Source organism: Stenotrophomonas sp. SrG, assembly GCF_050031795.1.
GTDB lineage: Bacteria > Pseudomonadota > Gammaproteobacteria > Xanthomonadales > Xanthomonadaceae > Stenotrophomonas > Stenotrophomonas rhizophila_A.
Genome location: NZ_JBNBBE010000899.1, coordinates 1 through 243, shown reverse-complemented (window position 1 = coordinate 243; position 243 = coordinate 1). Strand labels below are relative to the sequence as shown.

Genomic DNA, 243 nt, shown 5'->3' with positions numbered 1-243 from the left:
CCGGTTCGCGGGCGTGCGGGTTGGACAGGTGGATATCGATGCACGGCACATCCACCGCCGCCAGCGCATCGCGCAGGGCGACCGAGGTGTGGGTGAACGCCGCCGGATTGATCAGGATGAAGGGGGTACCGTCGGTACGGGCGGCCTGCACCCTGTCCACCAGCACGTGCTCGGCGTTGGACTGCCGGCTTTCCACCGCGGGCCCGGCGCCCTGCGCCTGAGCCCGCAGGGCCTGGTCGATCT

Annotated in this window: 1 protein-coding gene; it reads right to left on the bottom strand. The window is 70.8% G+C overall.

All coding sequences use genetic code 11. The features are described 5' to 3' along the window. Positions 1-243: type II 3-dehydroquinate dehydratase (locus ACQG3P_RS22100; RefSeq protein ID WP_426806247.1), on the bottom strand; the 243-nt coding region annotated here is incomplete at both ends.